17 protein-coding genes are annotated in these 18,566 nt (G+C 35.0%); 5 read left to right on the top strand and 12 right to left on the bottom strand.

Going from position 1 to position 18,566, the window contains the following annotated elements:
• Position 1: 1 nt before the first annotated feature.
• From ABD692_RS20305 to ABD692_RS20295, 3 genes are read right to left on the bottom strand one after another with little or no spacing between them, the layout of a single operon-like run.
• Positions 2-1,057: an ABC transporter permease gene (locus ABD692_RS20305; protein ID WP_344769910.1), complete on the bottom strand. Its 1,056-nt coding sequence runs from the start codon at positions 1,055-1,057 to the stop codon at positions 2-4.
• Positions 1,057-2,208 carry a BT_3928 family protein gene (locus ABD692_RS20300; RefSeq protein ID WP_344769908.1) on the bottom strand — a complete coding sequence of 384 codons (1,152 nt, stop codon included), beginning with the start codon at positions 2,206-2,208 and terminating at the stop codon, positions 1,057-1,059. The genes ABD692_RS20305 and ABD692_RS20300 overlap by 1 nt, the downstream gene beginning before the upstream one ends.
• Complete coding sequence (locus ABD692_RS20295) at positions 2,208-2,753, bottom strand: DUF1599 domain-containing protein (protein WP_316762621.1); 546 nt, start codon at positions 2,751-2,753, stop codon at positions 2,208-2,210. The genes ABD692_RS20300 and ABD692_RS20295 overlap by 1 nt, the downstream gene beginning before the upstream one ends.
• A gap of 98 nt (positions 2,754-2,851) precedes the next feature.
• On the opposite strand from ABD692_RS20295, the gene folP reads away from it, so the two are divergent.
• The 3 genes from folP (at position 2,852) to cdaA (ending at position 5,118) form a co-directional block, all read left to right on the top strand.
• Positions 2,852-3,703 (top strand): dihydropteroate synthase, encoded by an 852-nt coding sequence (gene folP, locus ABD692_RS20290; RefSeq protein WP_344769906.1) that lies wholly within the window; start codon positions 2,852-2,854, stop codon positions 3,701-3,703.
• A gap of 169 nt (positions 3,704-3,872) precedes the next feature.
• Positions 3,873-4,235, top strand: coding sequence for a four helix bundle protein (locus ABD692_RS20285; protein ID WP_344769904.1), 363 nt, complete (start codon positions 3,873-3,875; stop codon positions 4,233-4,235).
• Positions 4,236-4,326: 91 nt separating this feature from the next.
• Positions 4,327-5,118, top strand: coding sequence for a diadenylate cyclase CdaA (gene cdaA / locus ABD692_RS20280; RefSeq protein ID WP_316762625.1), 792 nt, complete (start codon positions 4,327-4,329; stop codon positions 5,116-5,118).
• 78 nt (positions 5,119-5,196) lie between these two features.
• Here the strand turns inward: cdaA and ABD692_RS20275 are convergent, their stop codons facing one another.
• From ABD692_RS20275 to recJ, 7 genes are all read right to left on the bottom strand, one after another.
• Positions 5,197-5,607: a BrxA/BrxB family bacilliredoxin gene (locus ABD692_RS20275; RefSeq protein ID WP_316762628.1), complete on the bottom strand. Its 411-nt coding sequence runs from the start codon at positions 5,605-5,607 to the stop codon at positions 5,197-5,199.
• 94 nt (positions 5,608-5,701) lie between these two features.
• A complete protein-coding gene (locus tag ABD692_RS20270) occupies positions 5,702-6,175 on the bottom strand; it encodes a CCC motif membrane protein (RefSeq protein ID WP_344769900.1) in 474 nt (157 codons plus the stop codon).
• Between the two features lie 9 nt (positions 6,176-6,184).
• A complete protein-coding gene (locus ABD692_RS20265) occupies positions 6,185-6,496 on the bottom strand; it encodes a DUF2752 domain-containing protein (RefSeq protein WP_344769898.1) in 312 nt (103 codons plus the stop codon).
• Between the two features lie 8 nt (positions 6,497-6,504).
• Complete coding sequence (locus tag ABD692_RS20260; RefSeq protein ID WP_344769896.1) at positions 6,505-6,921, bottom strand: YkvA family protein; 417 nt, start codon at positions 6,919-6,921, stop codon at positions 6,505-6,507.
• Between the two features lie 46 nt (positions 6,922-6,967).
• Entirely contained in the window at positions 6,968-8,485 is a 1,518-nt protein-coding gene (locus ABD692_RS20255) for a GH3 auxin-responsive promoter family protein (protein WP_316762637.1), read from the bottom strand.
• 130 nt (positions 8,486-8,615) lie between these two features.
• The gene (lptB, locus tag ABD692_RS20250; protein ID WP_316762639.1) at positions 8,616-9,356 is read right to left on the bottom strand and encodes an LPS export ABC transporter ATP-binding protein; all 741 of its coding nucleotides are present in this window, start codon (positions 9,354-9,356) and stop codon (positions 8,616-8,618) included.
• Positions 9,357-9,426: 70 nt separating this feature from the next.
• Positions 9,427-11,127 (bottom strand): single-stranded-DNA-specific exonuclease RecJ, encoded by a 1,701-nt coding sequence (gene recJ, locus ABD692_RS20245; RefSeq protein WP_344769893.1) that lies wholly within the window; start codon positions 11,125-11,127, stop codon positions 9,427-9,429.
• Positions 11,128-11,225: 98 nt separating this feature from the next.
• On the opposite strand from recJ, the gene ABD692_RS20240 reads away from it, so the two are divergent.
• On the top strand, positions 11,226-12,017 hold the full coding sequence (locus tag ABD692_RS20240; protein ID WP_316762645.1) for an MBL fold metallo-hydrolase: 792 nt from the start codon (positions 11,226-11,228) through the stop codon (positions 12,015-12,017).
• 512 nt (positions 12,018-12,529) lie between these two features.
• Here the strand turns inward: ABD692_RS20240 and ABD692_RS20235 are convergent.
• On the bottom strand, positions 12,530-13,102 hold the full coding sequence (locus tag ABD692_RS20235) for a YceI family protein (protein ID WP_344769891.1): 573 nt from the start codon (positions 13,100-13,102) through the stop codon (positions 12,530-12,532).
• A gap of 360 nt (positions 13,103-13,462) precedes the next feature.
• Here ABD692_RS20235 and ABD692_RS20230 point away from each other — a divergent pair, with 360 nt between their 5' ends.
• Positions 13,463-13,822 (top strand): VOC family protein, encoded by a 360-nt coding sequence (locus ABD692_RS20230; RefSeq protein ID WP_344769889.1) that lies wholly within the window; start codon positions 13,463-13,465, stop codon positions 13,820-13,822.
• 259 nt (positions 13,823-14,081) lie between these two features.
• Here the strand turns inward: ABD692_RS20230 and ABD692_RS20225 are convergent, their stop codons facing one another.
• The gene (locus tag ABD692_RS20225) at positions 14,082-17,921 is read right to left on the bottom strand and encodes a TIM-barrel domain-containing protein (RefSeq protein WP_344769887.1); all 3,840 of its coding nucleotides are present in this window, start codon (positions 17,919-17,921) and stop codon (positions 14,082-14,084) included.
• Between the last annotated feature and the right edge of the window lie 645 nt (positions 17,922-18,566).

Genomic DNA, 18,566 nt, shown 5'->3' with positions numbered 1-18,566 from the left:
TTTAAACCAATTTAACTCTTGGATCAACATACGCGTAAAGAATATCAACCAAAATATTTATCACCACAAATACAAAGGCAATAAATAAAATGGAACCCATTACGACAGGGAAATCAGACATTTCGAGGGCGGTTACTGTAGTTCGTCCTAATCCGTTATATCCAAATATATATTCAACAAAAAATGAACCAGCCAGTAGCGACGCAAACCAACCAGAAATAGCGGTTATAACAGGATTCATTGCGTTTTTTAAGGCATGTTTGTAGATAATAGCATTTCTACCCAAACCTTTTGCTTTTGCTGTGCGAATGTAATCTTGAGCTAAAACGTCAAGCATAGCACTTCTAGTTAATTGAACAATTATTGCCAAAGGCCTTAAACCTAAAGTTATCATGGGTAACCAAAGATTTCTTAATGTTAAAATTTCTCCGTTAAAAGGGTCGTAACTGTATAAGCTACCACTCATTTTTAATCCAGTGTAATTACTTAATACAAAGCCGAAAAGCCAAGCGATTATAATTCCTGCGAAAAATGATGGCGCCGAAATGCCTAAAATAGCAAATGCATTGGCCGATTTATCGATCCAGGAATCTTTATAAACTGCGGAAAGCACGCCTAAGAATACACCGATTAGCGTTGCAAAAATCATTGCGGTTAAGGCCAGAATAAAAGTATTCGGAACAGTTTCGGAAAGAATAGCCGTAACATCTCTTTTCGTTTGGTAAGAACTTCGTAAATATGGCCATTTTATCACCAAGGCCTTTTTATCGAAATTAATAAGTTTTGCGTAGTGATATTTTTTTTGTGTCAAACTATCATTATCTAAAACACTAACTGGAGATAAATCGTTGATGTACAAAACAAATTGCATAGGTTTCGAACGATCTAAACCAAACTCTTTACGTACGGCTTCCAGCGACTGCACGTCAGCTCTTTGCCCCATCGTCATTCTTGCAGGGTCGCCAGGCAAAATGTTAAACAATACAAAAACAACCAATACAACCCCAGCCATAACCAGTAATCCGTATAAGAGTTTTTTTATTGCGTAACCTAACATTATTTGCTAAAATATTTACTGCCCAATTGTTCGAAGCTTGGCACATTATGAAAATGCCACTTACTTATAACTACTCCATTTTTTAAAAGCAAAACACCTGGATTAGCCCTTACCATACTTTTTAATGGAACTGCATCTGCATAAAAAACTTCAGAGAAAAGGTTATATTTTTTGATGAATTTTTCTGCATCACTAGCCGAACTGGAGGTAAGTAAAACACTTCTGATATTAAATTGCTGCGTGGCATTTAGTGCTAAGGCATTTAAATCACCAATAGCTTTTTCATTCGTATCGTTTAAGTTATAAGCCACAAAAACCAAACTATAATACGGGTTTTCGATCAGCTCTTTTGTATAATCAGTTCCCGATGCATCGGTAATAATCAAATCTTTAATTTTAGGCTCGTACCCTTTTTTAACCAATGTTTTCGAAGGTTCGCCAACAATTTCCCAGTTATCATCTTTCCAGATTTCAGTTTTAAGGTAGTCCTTATCACTCATGTCTTTTTCAGCCTTGGTTTTTTTATTTTTAAGGTGATACATGATTTGAAACTCATCGGGTTTTTCTCCTGGCGGGATAACCATTAAAGAAGGAATATGCGCTCCGACTTTGTAAGGCAGAAAATCGATAACGGGTAAAAAATTATAGGTGTATAAACCAAAAAGCAACGAAACAACTGAAACTACAATTGCAATATTCCGTTGCGATTTCGCCTTTTGGACAGCAGGCTTAATAAAATCCTTTTTAAGGAATATATAAACGATCAGCACCAATAATACAAGATCCTTACCGAAAGATTGCCAAGGCGTAAGTGGAATGGCATCGCCAAAACAACCACAACTGGTTACTACTTTAAAAAAGGCAGAAACAAAAGTTAAAAGGGTAAAGAAAATGATAAGTATCAACAATCCCCAGGAAACTTTTTTACCCCAGAAACCCAGCAAGAGCAATGCGCCTAAAACAATTTCTAAAGTGCAAAGTAAAATCGCTATTCCCGTAGCAATCGGACTTAAAAAACTAATATGAAAGACATCAAAATACTCCTGAAGCTTATAACCAAATCCTAATGGATCATTGGCTTTTATTAATCCTGAAAAGATAAATAGTACCCCGACAAAAATTCTGGAAAAGGTTAAAAGTATATTCTTCATTATTTTACGCCTAGTTTAATTAATGCAAAAACCGAATAGTTTAACATATCCTGGTAATTTGCATTTACACCTTCTGATACTTGTGTTTGCCCTTCGTTATCTTCTATTTGCTTAACTCTAAAAACTTTCTGTAAAATTAAATCCGTTAAAGAGCTGATTCGCATATCTCTCCAGGCTTCGCCATAATCGTGGTTTTTAGCAAACATTAAATCCTTTGTTTCCTGCACTTTGCCATCGAATATCGATTGTACTTCTGCAAATGGCACTTCTAATGGATCATTTTCCGTTAACTCCAATTGCATCATGGCGATAACACAATAGTTAACAATGCCAATATACTCTGGAATAATGCCCTCGCCTACTTTACTTACTTTTTTTTCTTCTAAAGTACGAATGCGCTGCGCTTTAATAAAAATCTGATCGGTGATAGAGCTTGGTCTTAAAATGCGCCATGCAGTGCCATAATCTTTAGTTTTTTTAAGAAATAGTGATCTGCAAACTGCAATCACAGCATCGAATTCAGAAGAGGTATTTGTTTGTGCCAAGGCCAATAATTATTTAGTTTTAGTGTATTTTTGTAGTGGAAAAACAAAAGCTAAAGATACATTTTTAAAGCGAAACCCAAATCCCGAAAGGGTTTAATATGGCAGAAAAAAACTTTTTTGAACCAAAACAAAGCCTAAATATTAAAGGTAAAATCTTCGATTTAAGTAAGCCTAAAGTTATGGGCATCTTAAATATTACGCCCGATTCTTTTTATAACAATAGCCGAACAAATTCGATTGATGAAGCGCTTAGAAAAACGGAAACTTTCTTAAATGATGGCGCAACTTTTATTGATATTGGCGGCTATTCTTCAAGGCCAGGCGCAAAAGATATCTCAACAGATGAAGAACTTGGCAGACTTATTCCTGTAGTTGAGGCAATAAACAAAAATATTCCAGAAGCGATAATTTCTATCGACACCTTTAGAGCAAAGGTAGCAGAAGAAACAATTTTAGCAGGAGCACACATTATTAATGATATTGCTTCAGGCGATATGGATGCTAAAATGTTCGAAACCGTTGCCCGTCTTCAAGTACCCTACATTATGATGCATATGCAAGGTACACCGCAAAACATGCAGCAAAATCCTATTTACGATAATGTTTTATTGGACGTTATTGATTATCTCGTAAAGAAAATCGATATGTTAAAAAAACTAAAAGTTCATGATGTAATTATTGACCCAGGTTTCGGTTTTGGAAAAACGATTGAGCACAACTACGAATTGTTAAATCAAATGCAGGAATTTAAAATTTTCAAATTGCCTGTTTTAGCAGGATTCTCGAGAAAAGGCATGATTTATAAAGTTTTAAAAAATACAGCTGCAGAAGCATTAAATGGCACAACAATTTTAAATACCATTGCACTCCAAAAAGGCGCAAAAATTTTAAGGGTGCATGATGTAAAAGAAGCTGTTGAATGTGTGAAGCTAGTGGAAATGCTGGGATAAAAGGGTTAATTGTTTAAATTGGTTATTTGCTTAAATCGTTAATTACCATTTTCTGCAAAACTTAACTGTTATTTGTTTGAATTGGTTATTTGATAAATTACTACTGTAAAACTGCAGAACAAAACATCTGCCTATTGTTAGGATTGCATTAATGATTAATTAAATTATTATGCATATTTATTCATTTGAAAAACTGGAGACTTGGCAAATAGCCAGAGTTTTCAGAAAAGAAATCTACTTACTTGTCAAGAATTTCCCAAAAGATGAAATCTTTGGCTTAACAAGTCAAATTAAAAGATCAGCAAGTAGCATTGGAGATTGTTTAGCCGAAGGCTCAGCCCGCATCACAGCTAAAGATAAAGCCCATTTTGTTTCAATGTCTTATGCAAGTGCAGTGGAAACAATTAATCATATAATTGGGGCACATGATTTGGGTTATATATCAACTGATGATTATATACTTTTTAGACAAAAGCTCGACCAATTGACTAATAAATTAAATGCATTACGAAAATCGATTTTGAAAAATTAGACATTAATACATAAAAGCTAAACAATTCCCACAATTAACCAATTTAACATCAATTAAAACACTTTCCCAAAAAACAACTATCTTGGCATTGATGAAAAGCTTCGACTTCGATTTTCTTAAATTATCTGTAACGGATGCCGTTGACATTATTTTAGTTGCATTATTAATCTATTACGTTTATACGTTAATTCGTAACACGCTTGCCGTAAATTTATTGGTAGGCATGTTTATTATCACGGTTTTCTACTGGATAGTAAAAGGATTACATATGGAATTGCTAACCACCATCATAGATAAATTTATGAGTGTTGGTATTATCGCGTTGATTGTAATTTTCCATCCAGAGATTCGAAGATTCTTGTTGCTAATCGGAAAAAATGCCTTTTTACAAAAAAATAAAGCCTGGTGGGGTTATTTATTCGGCAGGAAAGAGATAGAAAGAAATAACTTAACACGGATTAAGCCAATTATTGATGCTTGTAAAACGATGAAGAAAACCCGAACAGGTGCATTAATTGTATTTGTTAAGTTTTACGATGAACAATTTTTTGCCAATAGCTGCGAGGTTGTTGATGCTAAAATTTCAAAACGTTTACTGGAAAGTATTTTTCAGAAAAACAGTCCGCTGCATGATGGTGCTGTTGTAATTTCTGAGAATAAAATTAAAAGCGCAAGTTGTATTTTACCCCTAACCGATAACGATCAGTTACCCTCGCAATTTGGACTAAGACACCGCGCTGGAATTGGTGTTTCTGAAACTACAGATGCTGTAGCGGTAATTATTTCGGAAGAAACTGGAGAAATATCTTATGCCAAACAAGGGCGTGTAAGAATGAATGTTTCTTTTGGAGAACTGGAGAAACTGCTTAATAAAGATTTTTAATTAGTTTTTTTAATGTTTGGGTGTTGGTTGGTTAGAATCCTGTAAAGCCAAAAAACTAACCAGCCAAAAGCCAAAAAACTAGCAGTATTGCTCAAAAGCACCGATTAAGTTATCGGCAATCATTTGTGCAGGGCGGCCTTCAATCTGATGACGCTCGATCATGTGTACCAATTTACCATCTTTAAATAAAGCCATTGCTGGTGATGATGGAGGAAAAGGCATCATATAATTTCTTACCTGATCTACTGCTTCTCTTTCCATGCCTGCAAATACAGTAACCAATTTATCAGGATGTTTTTCGTGTGCTGCCGCTGCTCTTGCTGCCGGGCGAGCATTTGCTGCTGCACAACCACAAACCGAGTTTACGACTACTAAAACAGTTCCTTCGCCTTTAATGGCTTGATCTACTTCTTGTGCATTTTTTAATTCTTCAAAACCAACGTTAGTTAATTCCTTACGCATTGGTTCTACTAAATATTCTGGATACATTATCTTTAATTTTTTATTTACAATTTCTACGGTACAAAAATAAGAAAATCGAACAGCATGAGCCATTCGATTTATATTTTTAAGGTAAATTTATTTATTGTAACCCTTTCTCTCTCAATAGCTCTTTCATAACTTCTGGATCTCTTAGTGCAGCCCAACCAAATAAAATTAGCATAGCAACAAGGCAGATGATATAAAGTAGACTTAAGATTGAACCAATTATGCCACAAACTTTACCTGCTTTAGTATTTTTATATGAGGATATTGAGTAATTAGCAGGATTAAGATTATACTTTTTAATATCCGCAGCACTTAAAACCCAAGCGATAATTCCAAAAATTAAGCCTAACCCGTAGCAGCAACAAGCTGGAATTGATAAAATCCCTAAAATTAAAGCGACAGTTGAGTTTGGTAAATTTTGCGGTCCGCCAAATTGATTAAACTGGGGATTTTGCTGAAAAGGTGGCGGAGTTAATGGCGGTTGAGATACTGAGCCAAATGCAGGAACATCATTATTTACTGGATTAACAGGTTGATTTTCTTGCGGATTTCCTTGTTCTTCTGACATAAAGTTAATTTAGTTTATAAGTTGATGGTTGTATATTTTGTAAATGTAATTGATTAGAATAATTACCGCAATAGCTACAAAGGTGATTTTTATAAGTTGAGCGCCAAATTTAAAATCAACTTTAAGGTGAATAAAAGTAAAAACCACGATAAAAATTAATGGTATTGTTGCAGGATACAATTTAAAAGAATCGATAAAATTGCCTTTAAGCAAAGCTAAAACTGATCTTTGTAAGCCGCAGCCAGGGCAATCTATCCCGAAGTGAGATTTAAATGGGCAACTTAACAGGTGTAGACTTAACCAATCTAAAAAGCTATGCATTAGATTCATCAATTGTACCGACTATTTTTTAGCTGACTATCCTTCCAAATTTTATACCGCTCCAGATCTTTAATAACTTGTTTATAAACGAGATTTAATATAAAAACATCATCAATAAAACCTAAAACAGGCACAAAATCTGGTACAACATCAATTGGAGAAAGGAAATAAATTAATCCACCCAGAATGGCTACGATGGAGCGTTTAGGGATTTCGGTGTAATCTCCGTTTACATAATCTTTTGCAACGGCAAAGAGCAACAGCATTTTTGCCCAAACACCTTCCAAATCACTTTTATTCGTAACGGCTTTACCCAGCGCCTCTTTAATGGTATCGCCAGCTTTGGCTTTATCTTTTAATATAACCGAAGCTTTGCTTTCTGATTTTTTGAAGAAATCTAATATTTTCTGCCTGTCCAATTTCATAATTGCTTTATTAAAAAACGATTAAATAGGGAATAAAATATTTAATCTACTGCGCTTTTATCATTTCCAAAATATCGTCTACATACTTCCGCTCGTTGGCTAAACGCGGAACTTTGTGTTGCCCGCCTAACTTATCTTTAGCTTTTAACCAATTGTAAAATGTATTGGCAGGGGCATTATGTACTTTTGGACGACATAAAGCCATATCTTTAAATCGCTTTGCATCATAATCAGAATTAACCTCGCGTAAGGTTTTATCCATCACATCGATAAATTTCTCGAAGTCGTTGGGTTGTTTATCAAACTCAATAATCCATTCGTGTCCACCAGCTTTTTCATCCTTAAAGTAAATCGGTCCTGCTGTATAATCTTTAATTTCTGCACCTGTTTCGCCGCAGGCTTTTGTTAAAGCTTGTTCGGCATTATCGATAATTACTTCTTCGCCAAACGCATTAATAAAATGTTTGGTTCGGCCAGTTATCTTTATTCGGTACGGTGCTAACGAAGTAAATTGAATCGTATCGCCAATCATGTAGCGCCATAATCCCCCATTGGTAGATATCACAATTGCATAGTTTTTATGCAACTCTACCTCGCCCAACAACAATGCTTTTGGATTTTCATCCCCAATGTTTTCCATCGGAACAAATTCATAGAAAATACCATAATCAAGCATTAAAAGCATTTCTTCTGAATTATCCTGATCCTGAATACCAAAAAAACCTTCTGATGCATTGTAGGTTTCCAGATAATACATATCATCAGATGGAATTAACTGCTTAAACTGCTCGCGATAGGGCCCGAAATTTACAGCACCATGAACGTAAAGCTCCAAATTAGGCCAAACTTCAAGCAGATTTTTCTTACCTGTGAGTTCTAAAACCTTTTTAGCTAAAACAATTGTCCATGTTGGCACACCCGAAATACTGGTAACATTTTCCTGAATGGTAGCTTCAGCCATTCTATCCATCTTGATTTCGTAATTATCCATCAGGGCGATAGACATATCTGGAGTGCGATAAAACTCAGCCCAAATTGGTAGGTTTTTAATCAGCACGGCTGATAAATCACCGTAAAAACAATCTTCATTTAGTTGATTAACCTGATGACTTCCACCCAAAACCAAACCCTTTCCAGTAAACATCTGGTTATCTGGCCGATTATTACAGTAAATGGAAAGCATATCTTTGCCGCCCTTAAAGTGGCATTCTTCTAAAGATTCTTCCGAAACTGGTATAAATTTACTTCTATCACTGGTAGTTCCCGATGATTTTGCAAACCACTTTATATCGGATGGCCATAAAATATTTTGCTCGCCATTCAGCATTCGCTCGATGTATGGCTTTAACGTATCATAATTTTGAATTGGAACCCGTTCCTGATATTGATAAGTGGTTAGAATCGTTTTGTAATCGTATTTTTTTCCCCACTCGGTATTTTCAGCACTATCTATTAAAGTATGAAACCACTCCTGCTGAACATCGTGAGGATATTTCATAAAAAGCTCGATCTGATGGATCCGCTTTTTCATTAGCCAGGTAAAAATTGAATTTACAAATGCCATATTAACCCCTAAACTTCTGATTTCTACTACTGATGAACACAGATAAACATTGATTTATTTGTGTTATAATTAATTTCATCTCTTTTTTTGAAGTCATATTATCAGTGCACATCCTTATTTGTGGTTAATATTAAACATCAAAATTCTTACGCTTCAAAACAAAATTCGAACCCAGATAAACTTTTCTTACCATTTCGTTTTCGGCTAACACTTCGGGAACGCCCTGCTCTAAAATTTTTCCTTCGAAAAGTAAATATGCTCGATCGGTAATCGAAAGGGTTTCCTGCACGTTATGATCGGTAATTAAAATACCAATATTTTTATGTTTAAGCTTCGCTACAATACTTTGAATTTCTTCAACAGCAATTGGATCTACACCTGCAAAAGGCTCATCTAAAAGGATAAAATTAGGATTTGCAGCCAAAGCACGGGCAATTTCTGTACGTCTTCGCTCGCCTCCAGATAATAAATCGCCGCGGTTTTTACGAACTTTATGTAAACTGAATTCGTTAATTAATTCTTCCAGTTTATCCCTCTGTTCTTCCTTGCTCATGTTGCTCATTTCCAAAATGGCAAGAATGTTATCTTCTACTGTAAGTTTTCTGAAAACCGATGCTTCCTGAGCTAAATAACCTATTCCTTTCTGTGCACGGCGATACATTGCATCTTCGGTAATGTCTTCTTCTTCTAAAAATATGCGACCTTCATTTGGCTTAATTAAACCAACAATCATATAAAATGAGGTTGTTTTACCAGCACCGTTCGGTCCTAATAAACCAACAATTTCACCTTGGCTTACATTAAAAGAAACATCGTTTACAACAGTACGCTGCTTATATTTTTTAACCAGATTTTCGGCTCTTAATATCATATATAACTTAACAGTTGATGTCGTTGTTGAGTTCTTCGATAAACTCAGGATGACATCTTTTGTAGATTTACTAATTAACTTTTATTCCTTTAATATTTAATTGCAAACGTTTTTTATCACGCCACACATTTTCTTCAATAGTATAACAAACAGAGAAAGGTACTTTTGGTTGTAAAAGTTTTTCAAATTCTGCTAGTCCGAAAGCAATGCCTTCAAAAATACTCGAATTTTGTTGTTTTATATTAACTTTTAAATGATTTGCGCCAACTACCATTGCGTGCTGAGCTAAATAAACATTATGTGTTACAAAAATAGGTGCCATGTTTTCTGGTCCGAAAGGGCCCATTTGTGCCAAAACACGATAAAATTTACCATCAATTTGAGCCAAATCTATTTCCGCATCAATCCGGATCATTGGGATTAATAACTCATCAGTAATACTTGCGGAAACAATTTCTTCAAATTTATCAGCGAAGGCATTAACATTACTTTCCTGCATGGTTAAGCCTGCGGCAAATTTATGTCCACCATATTGATCGAGCAAATGTGCACAACCGCTTAAAGCTTCGTATAAATCGAAACCAACAACCGAGCGACAAGAGCCTGCCACGTGTCCGTTCGACTTGGTTAAAACGATCGTTGGTCGATAATATTTTTCTGTTAAGCGCGACGCTACGATTCCAATTACACCCTTATGCCAGTTTTCATTAAAAACAACGGTTGTTTTTTTATTAATTAAAACTTCGCTGTCGCCTATCAAAGCCAAAGCCTCTCGGGTTATATCCTGATCGTAAGTTTTACGTTCGGTATTTTTTAAGTTGATCAGCTCGCTTTGTTCTGATGAATTGCCATCAACCTGGCAAAGCAACATAGCTACGGCGTGTTTTGCATGATCTATTCTACCTGCAGCATTAATCCGTGGACCTAAAGTAAAAACCACATCGGTAATTGTGTAGTTTTCGGTTTTACCCGAAACTTCCATTAAAGCTCTTAAACCTTCGCATGGATTTGTATTGAGTTTTTTGATGCCATAATAAGCTAAAATTCTGTTTTCGCCAACTACAGGCACAATATCTGCAGCAATGCTTACCATCACTAAATCAAGATATTGCAAATAGGTTTCTTTGGGTAAATTATGCTTTTGTGCATAAGCCTGAGCCAGTTTAAAACCAATTCCGCAGCCAGCCAGTTCTTTAAACGGGTATTCGCAATCCAAACGTTTTGGATCGAGAACAGCTACAGCTTTAGGAAGCTCATCTCCAGGTAAATGGTGATCGCAAATAATGAAATCGATTCCAAAAGTATTTGCATAATCAATTTTATCAATGGATTTTATGCCACAATCTAACGCAATAATTAGCGAAAAACCATTTTCATTTGCATAATCTATTCCAGCATTAGAAATGCCATATCCTTCCAAATATCTATCTGGAATATAGTATTCGATATTTTTAGTGAGTTGAGAAAAGAAACTATAAGCTAATGCAACAGAAGTTGTTCCATCGACATCATAATCGCCATAAATCAGAATTTTTTCATGAGTAGCTAAAGCTGATTCAATTCTTTCGATTGCTAAATCCATATCCTTCATTAAAAAAGGATTGTGAAGATGGTCTAAATCAGGTCTAAAAAAGTCTTTTGCCGAATCGAAATCACAAATATTTCTTTGTACTAATATTTGTGCAAGCGATTTATCTATATTGAGTTGTTCTGCTATTGTTGTTATGGTATCATCATTACAATTTGACGATTGCACCCATCTTTTTTCCATTTATTATATCTCCGAACAGTAAATATACATTTTAATTAAATACGGTTACATAATTTAGACTCACATACGAAAACGAATAAGCAAATAGATTGTTAACTTTGCTGTACAAATTAAATCTTCATATTTTGCAAGTTCACACCCTATTCGAAGGCACATATTCAGTCGATGCATCAAAGAAATTTGTTCCTTTCGATTCTGCTATTCATAGCTTTAAAGATAGACCAGCATCTTTATTTATAAACGTTCAACCTTTTTTAGTTGAGTTAAAAAATGACTTAGTTCTTTTTGATACTGGATTAGGTTTTAGTGATGATCATGGCGAATTAATTCTGCATAAAAATATTCGTAATGCAGGTTTCGACCCTACTGATGTTACTAAAGTTTTAATGTCGCATTTACATTACGACCACTCTGGCGGAATGATTCATAAACTTGGCGATAAAACAGAACTAAGTTTCCCCGATGCTGAATATGTAATTAATCGTGGTGAATGGGAAACTGCTTTCAGCAGCACTTCTTCATCTTACCACACAGATATTTTCGAGTTTATACAACGCAACGCTCAACTTAAATTTGTAGAAGGCGATGGAAATTTAGATGAAACCATTGCTTTTGAATTTACAGGAGCACATTGTCCAAACCATCAGGTTTTTCTTCTATCAGAGGGCAATCAAAAGGTATTTTTTGGTGGAGATGTTTTACCTGAACCTGGCGAATTGATTAAAAACTTTATTGCTAAGTACGATTTCGATGGCCGCAAAGCGATGGAATTACGCAAAGAGTTTGGTAAAAGAGCAGCTGCCGAAAACTGGGAATGTTTATTTTACCACAGCAAAGAACAAGCGACTGGTTTTGTAGATGAAATTGAAGGCGGGTTTAAGATTAGATAAGGGGAATTGAGTTGAAAGATAAAAGCGGAAAGACTAAAGCTGAAAGATAAAAGATTAAAGGTGAAAGATAAAAGCGGAAAGATTAAAGATTAAAGGTGAAAGACTAAAGCGGAAAGATTAAAGCTTAAATAAAAGTTCAAAAGAGCTAAAGCAAAAGTGCAATTGAATATGATTTCATTGCCGTCAGTTTCAACTGACGGATAATAAATGAAGTAACCAGGGCTTTAGCCAAATCCTGCAGTTTGAAAGTCTTTATTTCTTGTAGCTCAGTAAGTACATAAACCCGAAAGCAGCGAAAATACTTTTTACTTGTAGCACCCTTGAATGAAGCATCTGCATCCGATGAAACAGATTAAATCACCATCTGAGAAATCTTAGGACAGCTTAGCTTGTTTATATATTCTTTAAAAATTGTTATTAAAATCTTAGATATAACTTAGATGGTAAAAATCAATTAGCAAAAAAAGGTCTCGATTACATCGAGACCTTTCGTAATTCCGAGACAGGAATAATTATTTTTTAGCTACCAATTTAACAGCTAATTCAAACTCATCGTTAATTGCTTTGTCACCAATGCTATCAAAGAATGATTTTGAACCATATTTAATGTCGTATTTAGTTCTATCAACAACAATTTTACCAGCTAAAGCAGATACAGTACCATCAGCATTAACAGTTACAGTTGCAGGGAAACTTAATGGTTTAGTAATACCTTTAATAGTTAAGTTACCTGCTACAGTTGTACCAGCAACTTTAGTAATAACGAAAGTAGCCGTTGGGAATTTAGCTGTACCGAAGAAATCATCAGCTTTTAAGTGACCTTCTAATTTAGCACTACCATCAGCATCTTTAATTGAGTTCATATCGATAGTGAAAGTACCACCTGTAACTTTTTTACCATCAACATTTAAAGTACCTGATTGTAAAGCGATTGTTCCGTTGTGAGAACCTGTTACTTTTTTACCAACCCAAGTAATGGTCGATTTTGCTGCATCTACAGTGTAAGTAACTGGTTTAATAGTTGTAAAAGCTGATAAAGACACAACTGCAACTAATAAAAAGATTGAAGAGATTTTTAATTTCATTTTCTGGTTTTTTATAATTTGATACAAAGATATATTAACGTTCGGTAATCTGTTATTGACCTATGTTAAGTTTTTCAAAAATAGTCGATTTATTTAAAATCATTCTATTGACTAAAAAATATTGATGAGGTTTAATCGGAGTTCGTTTAAAAATGATTTGAAAAGCAAATTCCGCAAATAAATTAACGTTAGTCGGGCTTTACGCTGTATCTTTTAGCTTTTTCTTCGACTGCGCTCAGAATGACAGCTTAAAAGTATATCGCTTCAATCCCGTTTAAATAACAAAAACTATTGCTACTAGGTAAAGTTGTAAAACGCCTAATTGTTATTTCGCTATATTAGTTTTCTCAAAACAAAGAAATGAATCACAACGCAAAATCAATCCGTCCGTTTATTGGTGCTAAAGATTTCGAAGCATCGAGAAGTTTTTACCGCGATTTAGGTTTCGAAGAAATTACTTTAGGCAATCAAATGTCTGTTTTTAAAAGTGGAGCAATGGCTTTTTACTTGCAAAATGCCTACGTTAAAGATTGGGTAGATAATACCATGATTTTTATGGAGGTTGATGATGTATCTCGTTTTTATCAGGAACTTTTAGCTTTAGATTTAACCGCAAAATATAATGTTAAAGTAACACCAATTCGAAATGAAGATTGGGGAAGTGAATGTTTTTTACATGATCCTGCAGGGAATTTATGGCATTTTGGACAGTTTAGTTGAACTTATTACGCTCTGTCAGTTTACAAAATGTGTCATTCTGAATGCAAATGAAGAATCTACAATCGATTAGCACTGTCTAAAATTTAACGAAGTAAATTAGTTTGGTAATTTAATAAGGTAGTTTTTCATTGCCTGGAGATTTTTCGTTCCTCAGAATGACAAAGAAAAATTAAACAAAAATGTCGTCATTGTAAGGTACGAAGTAATCCTTGCAACAAAATAAATTGCTTCGTACCTCACAATAACGATTATTGTAATCTTAAAATTTAACCGAATTCAGCTTCTTATCAACAAGCAATCCATCAACAGCTTTTAAATCAAATTTAATATTTCGCTTAGCTTTCAGTTTTATAATAAACAATTCTTGCGTACCATTGAGTGTTTCTTTTTCGCCGACATTAACAAAAGTAGGATAAAGCACTTTCTTACCATCCGTATGTAGCCTATCGTTTGTTAGGTTTTCCATAGCTTTTGTTCCAACTATTTTTATGCTTTCAAATTCATAATCTTGCGAATTGTAAGGCAAAGCAAAACCCAGTGCATTTACCGAATGTAAATCAGTCCCTTTCACTTTAATTTCAATCGTTTCACCTTTATTATAAGCTTGTTTTGAAGTTGAAATTTCAATTTTACCAGAAACTTTATCTATGTTATTACTTCCTACTCCGCTCTCTAACTGGGTAGCCACAACAGAAATATCATAAGCATCGATTACATTATTTTTGTTTATATCGCCATTGCTTATATAACCTTCAAAATCGGCATCACCTTTTTTCAGTCCAGTATAATTAATGTACGAGGTTAAATCATTTCTATCAATTAAACGGTCATTGTTAATATCGCCAGGCAAATAACTTTCTGTTCCAGGCACTTTAAAAACATATAACTCTCTACCCGATCCGAAGCCACCTACAGCATCGGTAATGGCAATTTTAATATACCTCGCGCTTGGCTGGCCGCTAAAGGCAAAGGTTTTTACATCGCCATTATTTTTCCATTCAAAAGTTCCTGCGGTTGTCCACGTTTCTTTATTATTGCTATAGTAAATTGTACCTTTTAATAAAATACCGTTCCCTCTGCCCCAGCGAGGAACGTAGTTAAATTTCTCTAATTGATTAACTGATTTCAAATCCATCACCAAATCGAAAGGAACTGATTTAGTGCCCCATGCAGTATGCCAAATAGTACTTTCATCGAAATCGAAAAGATTTTCAATGCCTGAGCTCTCCTGATTTTTGGCGGTAGTTTCGCCAACAATGCCTTGAATGGCAAATTGCAAAGGGTTGGGTTTTGTTTTCCCACTAAATGTTTCCCAATTCGAATTCCCATCTTTATTTACAGCACGAATCTTAAATGAATAGTCGGTTTTAGGGTTTAAGCCATCGAAAACCAATGTCGTATCCTTAATGGTACTGTAATTCATATTGTCGAATTCGATTTCGTAATAATCAGCGTTATCCACTTTGCTCCAACTTGGTTTTAAGCTAAAAGCTTCACTATTTTTATCGGGTATTGCTATATGCTTTGGTGCGGATAGCGATCCTGTTTTTATCTTTTGTTTATTTACAGGCTGGAATACAAAACCTTGAACTTCTACTAAAATTTCATTCAAAGTAATATCAGCAGCTGCTAATTTCACCAACAATTGAGGGGTTTTAGTTAAAACACGCTTTTCGAAATCGCTACCTTTTGTGGCAAATTGATTTAAATTTGGAGCAACATCGTAGAAATAAACGTTTTCCAGTTTTGAAAAATCGCCCAACGAATTAACTTCTTTAAGTTTAACCTTCTGTTTTCCAATTTTAGCAGAAATAGACTTAGGTTTCTCGGTTAGATTGATACGTAAAACGGTAGCTTTTACTTTTTCGAAGCCAGTAAAACTACCTTGTGCAGCGTGAATATGAATATCTAACTTGTCATCCGCATTGCTTTCTATTAAAGTAGATACACCTTTCTCATATTTATAAGCTTCAGTTGTACCATCGTCGTCGTACTCTGTAAAAGAAGTTTTTCCAGCTGGATAAAACTCATATATCCGTAATTTCTTATTGATTTCTGAAACATTATTATTAGGATTAACCATCGGAATAATCGCTCCATTTTTTACAAAAACAGGCAGTTTCCAAATTGGGGCATCGAAGTTATTAAGGATTCGATTACCATCATATTTTTCACCTGTGAAATAATCAATCCAAACGCCTTCTGGCAAGTAAATTCCATCTCTAATATCATTTCCTTTTTCATCTGCTTTTGTTGCTTGATAAATTGGCGCAACTAAAAATGATGGTCCATATAAAAACTGATATTGCGTTGCCTTACCCTGAGTATAAGCATTCGGATATTCTAAAAACATGGCCCGCATAATTGGCAAACCATTTAATGCCTGTTTTGCAATGTTGTAAGAATAAGGTAAAAGCTCCGATTTCAGTTTTAAATAAGTTCGGTTAATCGATGTAGCAGATTCTCCCAAAGCATGTGGATATTTTTCGTTCGAGCCCCAACCATCCATATTTAACTGCATGGGGGTAAAAGCTTTCCACTGAAAATCTCTAGCATTAATTATTGGACTTTTGCCACCAAAAATACCATCCATATCAGAGGTAATATTCGGTTGACCTGATAAACCTGAACCGATATAAGTTGGAATATGAAAACGGATATATTCCCAAACACCACCAGTTTGATCGCCGCTCCAAATGGTTGCATAACGCTGTGTTCCTGCCCAGCCATCCAATGAAATAATAAATGGTCTGCTATTTTTTCCATAATCAGGCATTATTTTTCCAACATCGGCCACACCATTTAAACCAAAAGAATAACCAGCACCAACCCAAGCCACGTCGGTTTTCAGTACGCGAACGCCTGCATCTCTTACTTCTTTAATTATATCTCTTTGCAAAAGCGGACTTACCTCAGGTTTCGGATGCAAATCTGATTGTGTCCATAAGCCAATTTCAACACCATTTGTCCTGGCGTAATCGCCAAAACTTTTCAAGTTTTGAATATTTCCATCTAAAGTTTGGGTTTGGCCATAACCAGCGCCATAGCCATCATTTGGCAATATCCAACCAAGTGGCATATCGTGCGCTTTGTAACGATCGATAACTGCCCGAGCAGAAAACTGATAATTATTCTTCTCCCCGTTTAGCGATTCTTTTATTCCGCCGTTATCTTTCTGACTTTCCTTATATTTTTTTCCGTCTTCGAACGTAATACCTGTAGAATCTGCTTTCCAAAAATCGCGATTGTAAGCATTTAAATGTCCTTCGTAAAATCCAAATTTTGGCAAAAGAACTGGGTTGCCCGTTAATTGATAAAAATCATTTAACAAAGGAACTGCACCAGCATTAACCATTACAAATAAATCGAGGTAATTGGTTTCGTGAGTTAATTTTACAATTCCTTTTTCTTTCGACCCGAAATCATACTTACCTTTTTTGAAAGTATAAAACATAATGCCATAGCCATTGCTAGACCAGTAAAATGGATTTGGAGAGGCTACGCCCCCATCTGTCCAGCTGTTTTGATTTTCGATAGCAATAGCTTCCCCTTTATGAGAAAAACGACCATTTTGAACACCTCCACCATAAAAGTATTCTTGCGGATTTTCTTTTAAAATTAACACCACACCTTTCTTTTCGAACGCAATTGGTTTTAATAATTCTAATACCGTGGCTTTGGTTTTTAGATTTATAACCTTAAGTAGCGAAGTATTTTTATCTATCTCTACATCAACCAAATTTGTTGTAATGGAAATTTGGCTTTTATCATCCTTAAACGAAAGACTAGAAAGTGATTTTCTTGGATTATCGACTAAAATTTTAGCATCAGGTTTTGCTGCTGGATCACGGAGAACTCCTCCTGTATTATCTTGAAACAAGCGAAAAATATTCTCGTTATAAAAATCGAAGAGCAGTTTTTCGTTATTCGCATACAGTACCTCAACAGTAGTTGAATTGATTTTTTTAGCACTAACTATTTTAATTGGCTCCTTCTCTTTTTGCTCATCTTGAGCATAACTATATGTTGCTGATAAAACCAAAAAAAAGGAAAGCAGCATTTTTTGGTTTCGTTGAAGTATTAGAAATAAATTCATCATTATTTTAAGTTTGGCTAGTATTTTTATGTTTAAAAAAGCTTTCACAACAGTGTAAAAGCTGGTTTTAAATGGCTGACTTAGCCTTTGATAAAATTAATAAAAGCAGATTCAATTAGTCCTAGTAATGAGAATGATACGAAAACGTTTGCGTAAGAAGCGCATTTGTTATTACTTGAGATCGTTACTTTCTCTTTAAACCTGCCCCCACAACAGAAATACTTGCAAAAAAAATCTGCAAAGTTTTATGAAAATGATTCATAAATTTGCAGATGATTGGTTCGTGTGGACACCAAACCAAGGCCGTAGTCGTAAAATCAAAATCGTCTTTTAGACTGAAACGCAACGAAATGGAGAAATCTTTGAACCTAAGTTTTTCATTATAAAGATTTCTCGGCTTCGCTCGAAATGGCAACAAAAAAAAACTCGCAGATGATTGGTTCGTGTGGACACAAACCAAGGCCGCAGCCAAAAAATCAAAATCGTCTTTTCGACTGAAACGCAATGAAATGGAGAAATCTTTGAACCTAAGTTTTTCATTATAAAGATTTCTTGGCTTTGCTCGAAATGACGACCAAAAAAACTCGCAGATGATTGGTTTGTGAGGACACAAACCAAGGCGGGGGTTTATGCTATAATTATTGCAAA

It is taken from the genome of Pedobacter ginsengiterrae, from assembly GCF_039537385.1.
Lineage (GTDB): Bacteria > Bacteroidota > Bacteroidia > Sphingobacteriales > Sphingobacteriaceae > Pedobacter > Pedobacter ginsengiterrae.
This window is presented reverse-complemented; position numbering and strand designations above follow the sequence as displayed.